Source organism: Paenalicyclobacillus ferrooxydans, assembly GCF_001399675.1.
GTDB lineage: Bacteria > Bacillota > Bacilli > Alicyclobacillales > Alicyclobacillaceae > Alicyclobacillus_B > Alicyclobacillus_B ferrooxydans.
In genome coordinates this window covers 1-4,683 of sequence record NZ_LJCO01000084.1, presented here as the reverse complement: position 1 = coordinate 4,683, position 4,683 = coordinate 1, and the positions used below count along the sequence as shown (strand labels likewise).

The 4,683-nt window shown below is 50.5% G+C and carries 4 protein-coding genes and 1 pseudogene; 2 read left to right on the top strand and 3 right to left on the bottom strand.

What is annotated here, in order from left to right:
- Positions 1–195 precede the first annotated feature (195 nt).
- Positions 196–552: a DsrE family protein gene (locus tag AN477_RS19470; RefSeq protein ID WP_054970855.1), complete on the bottom strand. Its 357-nt coding sequence runs from the start codon at positions 550–552 to the stop codon at positions 196–198.
- Between the two features lie 165 nt (positions 553–717).
- Here AN477_RS19470 and AN477_RS23975 point away from each other — a divergent pair.
- Positions 718–891: pseudogene (locus tag AN477_RS23975) on the top strand (2-dehydropantoate 2-reductase N-terminal domain-containing protein); the annotation flags it as partial.
- An 81-nt stretch (positions 892–972) separates the two neighbouring features.
- Here the strand turns inward: AN477_RS23975 and ltrA (AN477_RS19465) are convergent.
- Together ltrA (AN477_RS19465) and ltrA (AN477_RS19460) are read right to left on the bottom strand one after the other, a co-directional pair.
- Complete coding sequence (ltrA, locus tag AN477_RS19465) at positions 973–2,232, bottom strand: group II intron reverse transcriptase/maturase (RefSeq protein WP_054970856.1); 1,260 nt, start codon at positions 2,230–2,232, stop codon at positions 973–975.
- 676 nt (positions 2,233–2,908) lie between these two features.
- Positions 2,909–4,309, bottom strand: coding sequence for a group II intron reverse transcriptase/maturase (gene ltrA / locus AN477_RS19460; protein ID WP_054970854.1), 1,401 nt, complete (start codon positions 4,307–4,309; stop codon positions 2,909–2,911).
- Here ltrA (AN477_RS19460) and AN477_RS25965 point away from each other — a divergent pair.
- Positions 4,297–4,596 (top strand): DUF5372 family protein, encoded by a 300-nt coding sequence (locus tag AN477_RS25965; protein ID WP_169787929.1) that lies wholly within the window; start codon positions 4,297–4,299, stop codon positions 4,594–4,596. The two genes, ltrA (AN477_RS19460) and AN477_RS25965, sit on opposite strands and share 13 nt — an antisense overlap.
- Positions 4,597–4,683 lie beyond the last annotated feature (87 nt).

The window sequence follows — 4,683 nt, the reverse complement described above, 5'->3', positions numbered from 1 at the left end:
TTTGCCTCCAGCTTCCTCCAGATCCCACCTCACGGTCGGCACCCTTGCTCTTGGCTAGCGGTTGGTAACAGCCAACCTCCGCAGCGGACTTGCACCGCCAAGTTATCGCCCATGCCGGGCGCACCATAAGTAAAAGCCACTCGATTTGAGTGGCTTTTACGGGCGTCAGATGCCTACGTTGACTTGTATCGCACTTTACAAAATCAGCGGTGTGTAGCCTTCCTTCACATATTTTACGAGGCTCGGGTGTCCGCCTGCTTCACCCCATAACGGCACACCAGCCCCCTTCACCTGCTCAACGACACCAAACGCATTGGCACAGTATTCACATGCCCCGGCGACGATCCCAAGCGATTCAACATGCTTGTATACATCAAAGTATTTATGCTCGGGATTCTTAAACTCCTTTACCCACGTGGTTCCCGCTCCATCGAACATAATCTGTACAGCATAGCCAGCGTCATGGAGTTCTTGCCCGTACAGTAGAGCATGAAGCGCCTTAGCTAACTCATTCGGTCCTGCTTGGATAACGATAAGAAATTTATCTGCCATTTGATTCCCCTCCCACTATGCGTTACGTGCAGTTCGTTTCCTCCCTATATTGTTGACCAATGGTAAGTAATCCTTCCGTAATGTACTTCACAGTCTCATACAACTCAATTGTGTCACCATTGGGTGTGCAACCTACTTATCAAGCCAGTACACGGAGGGACAACGATGAACTTTGTCATATTAGGAGCCGGGGCTGTTGGCGGTTACTTTGGAGGTCGACTAGCGTCTTCCGGAGCTAACGTCACCTTTCTTGTTCGTAACCGGCGTTACCAACAATTAGAGGATACTGGTCTCAATGTTCGGCGCATCCACGGTGACTTTACTGTAACCCCCAGCTTGGCCTTGACCGGATCGAGTAGGAGGGGGCGGCTAGCCCCCGACCTCTCACACCACTGTACGTACCGTTCGGTATACAGCGGTTCATGTTGTGAAACGAAGTGCGTCGTATCTTTCAACCAAGCTCACGAGTCCTCGGTCCTGCCAGTATTGAAGACCGAGGGCTTTGCTGACTTGAGGGGTGTTCGAGAGGCGCCAAGAAGCTTTTCGTGATGCACTGATACGGCTGGCCCAATCAAAGGGTATTCCCAGACCAACGAGTTTCCTGCGTTTCGTCTTGGGCTCCTTCCATTGTTTCAGCATACACATTCTCAGCCTTCGTCGTATCCATTGGTCGAGTTCTTTGAAAGTGCTTCTCCATTCAGAGTGCCGGTAGTACCCACTCCATCCCCGTAAGTACTTGTTGAGAGCATCGATCCGCGATGCCATCGACTGGCCGCGGTTGCGTTTCGTGAGCTCTCGAACCTTGTCCTTAAACCGCTTCAGTGACTTCGGTGCCACTCTTATCTTTGGTTCTGGATGGTATGTGAACGTAAACCCAAGGAACTTGCGCTTCCATGGGTGGTCGACCGCACTCTTCTCTCGGTTTACCCTGAGTTTGAGCCGCTTTTCCACAAATTCAGTAATGCTCTTCATGACCCGTTCTCCGGCCCGGCGACTACGCACATAGACGTTGTTGTCATCAGCATACCTGACGAATCGATGACCTCGTTGCATCAGCTCTTTGTCCAAGTCATCCAGCATGATATTCGCGAGAAGAGGACTCAGCGGCCCGCCCTGCGGGACTCCCTCTTCCGAGATCACACGCAGTCCGCCAATCATAGCGCCGGCTTGTAGATATGCTCGTATCAGTTTGAGGAGTCGTTTGTCACTGACCTTCCGCGCCACACGTGCCATGAGCATGTCGTGGTGGACGCGGTCGAAGAACTTCTCTAGGTCCATATCCACTACCCATCGATATCCCTGAGCCACATAGTTCCGGGCTTGTTTGATGGCGTCGTGTGCACTGTATCCTGGGCGGAATCCATAACTATACGGAGAGAATTCAGGGTCAAAGATAGGCATTAGAATTTGCTGAATGGCCTGCTGGATGAGCCGATCGAGCACTGTGGGGATTCCTAATAAACGAACCCCGCCTCCGTCTGGTTTCGGTATCTCGACTCGACGTACGGGCATTGGTCGATAGGTTCCCTCAAGGAGTTCTTCTCGGATGCCGTCCCAGTGTTCCATCAGGAATTGTCGGAGATACTTTATCTCCATGCCGTCGACACCGGCTGCCCCTTTGTTTTTCTCCACCCTGTGGAGGGCCTCAAGCAAGTTTCTCCGCTCTACTATCCATTCCATCAGGTTGATACAATCGACTTCGCGGGTTGATTCATTGGGTCGTGCCGGAGAGAAACTCGGCACTTCCTCAGCCTCCCGTGGATTCACCACCTTCTTCTGAGGAGAGCTCCCTAATGGGATTTTCAGCTTTCTTTGCTTCTCACTCGAACTTGCCATGAACAGCCCTCACAATCATGTTCGGTCCTTCCCTACTCAGTCATCTCTGCGCAGGTACTATGACCTCTGCTGACTTCTGCCCTTCAGCACCGTCTCTCGACGGTGGTTACCAGACTTGCTGGCTTGGGGCAGACCTCCCCGGGTAAGAACGTTGTCTTTCTCTCCATATACCCGCCCCATCTACTCCCGACAGCCTTCGGTAGCATGGGCTTTGTCTTGCTACGCAGACTCACCCAACTGTCGCTAGCCTCACATGAGGTTTGTGTTCCTCGGGCCGGAGATTTGCCGCCGCCTTCCTTCAGATTCCACCTCACGGTGGACACCCTTGGCTTAAGCTAATGGCTACTGCTACCTCCACCATTCCGGACTTTCACCGTATAGACAACGCCCATGCCGGGCGCACGTAGGTCGGGAACCTTGCGGCTCCCTTCCCCCTTAAGAACCGGACATGAAGCTTTCGCCTCATCTGGCTCAGGCCATCCTGCAGTATCCGCAACCTTGTTTGTCAGCGGCTTTGGATTCACTTACCGAATACAATCTTCCCATTTACAATGGCTTCCCTTGGAGATAAGAAACGCTGGGGATTGTCCGGCATCGTATCGCGCCCAAGTTTCCTATATAACTGTTCACGACACCAACGATGCGTGATGAATACATTTTCAACCGTATTGCGGCCACCCAGACGGGGCGGAATCATAGAGTGGAAGACAATATTGTTTTCCCCGTTCTGTTGCCATTTTCGGAGGTGTTCTTCCGCAATGAAACGTCCACACAGTCCACATCTGCCGTCGGTCTTTTTAACGACCCTCTTTTGAAAGCCGTCGAGTCGTTTCCAGAGCAATTGTTTTCGCCGGTAGTCAAAGTAGTCCTTATCACTAGTGCGATATGGCGAGCGGTTCCCCTGAATCTTGATGTGACGGATAATACGAACTTTGAACAGGTGAAAAATGTCCTGACGTCCATCCGTGAATACCCAGTCTCGGTCACCACGCCGGGCGAAGTACTTAGCTCTAATCCATTTGGCGTTTTTCATTGGGTGCCTACGGGCCGCCCATCGCCAAAGCATTTGATGGATTCGGTAGTCACAGTAAGTGAAAGCCTTTTTACTGACCTCCGAACTGTAATAATTCGCCCATCCACGAAGAAGCGGATTAAGTACACGAATGATGGTTTCCACTTTGGCCGTTTTGCTGGAGTCCAGTATTTCTTTTACCTTTCGTAGGATAGACAATTTGCTGTCCTTGGACGGCTTGATGAGCGGCTTGCCGTTGTACTTTCGAACGTTGAAACCAAGAAAATTGAATCCCTCATCGACGTGAGCGATTTTCGTTTTCTCCAAGCTTAGTTCGACGCCAACGTGCTCCTTTAACCAATGGGCTACCACTGGAATGAATCGTTCGGCTTGCTCCTTTGTTTTACAGGAGATGAGAAAGTCGTCAGCGTATCGAACCACGTTGATACCGGGCATGTCTCTGCATGAGCCAAACTTCATTTGGAAGGAAAGTTCTCTCAGGTCCCTTTCCATACCGTGAAGTGCAATGTTGGCCAGAAGCGGAGACAAGATTCCTCCCTGAGGTGTACCCTTTGTACTTTGGATTACACCTTCTTTTGGGTCAACGACAGGAGCCTTTAACATTCGCCTGACAAACACTCGGTCTTCCGGGGCCAGCTTGGCTAGCAACTTGTCGTGGTCGACGTTATCAAAGAATCCTTTAATGTCACCTTCGATTACCCATTGGGGGGAACGGCGCTTACCCAACATAATAAACACTTGTTCGATAGCATCCCATGTGGAACGACTTGGACGAAATCCGTAGGAATTGGGTTCAAACTGAATATCCCATTCCGGTTCCATAGCCATTTTATGGATAGCCTGACATACACGATCGTGGATCGTGGGGACGGTCAGTGCAAAATGCACTTCAGCTCAATCCTCTTTCGGAATCTGCAACCATCACCCATCCATTCCACCCTCTCTGCGGGCAGACCTTTGCGCTGCTTAAAGTAAAACACATTAATGGGACTCCCCTGTACTCTCTTCAAACTAACTCTACTGTCATTTCCGTTCCGGAATCGTGGACAGATCGATATCGTATCCAAGATTCCAAACCGGTCACCCCGTACAATGCGCTGGACTTAAAGGAATTAGTTGAACTCCTTCAAAACCTCACTAGCGTTGCATTAATGTTATTCATAATGTTCATATGATTCGGTGTTTTAACTCTGTGAACAAATAAAAAGTTCCTTATCATGGAGAACAGGTAGTACTGTCCAAATCCACGAAAAGGAACAACC

Excerpts from the sequence above, each read along its gene's own strand:
- AN477_RS19470 (WP_054970855.1), bottom strand. The coding sequence starts at position 552 with ATGGCAGATAAATTTCTTATCGTTATCCAAGCAGGACCGAATGAGTTA.
- ltrA (WP_054970856.1), bottom strand. The coding sequence starts at position 2,232 with ATGGAATGGATAGTAGAGCGGAGAAACTTGCTTGAGGCCCTCCACAGG.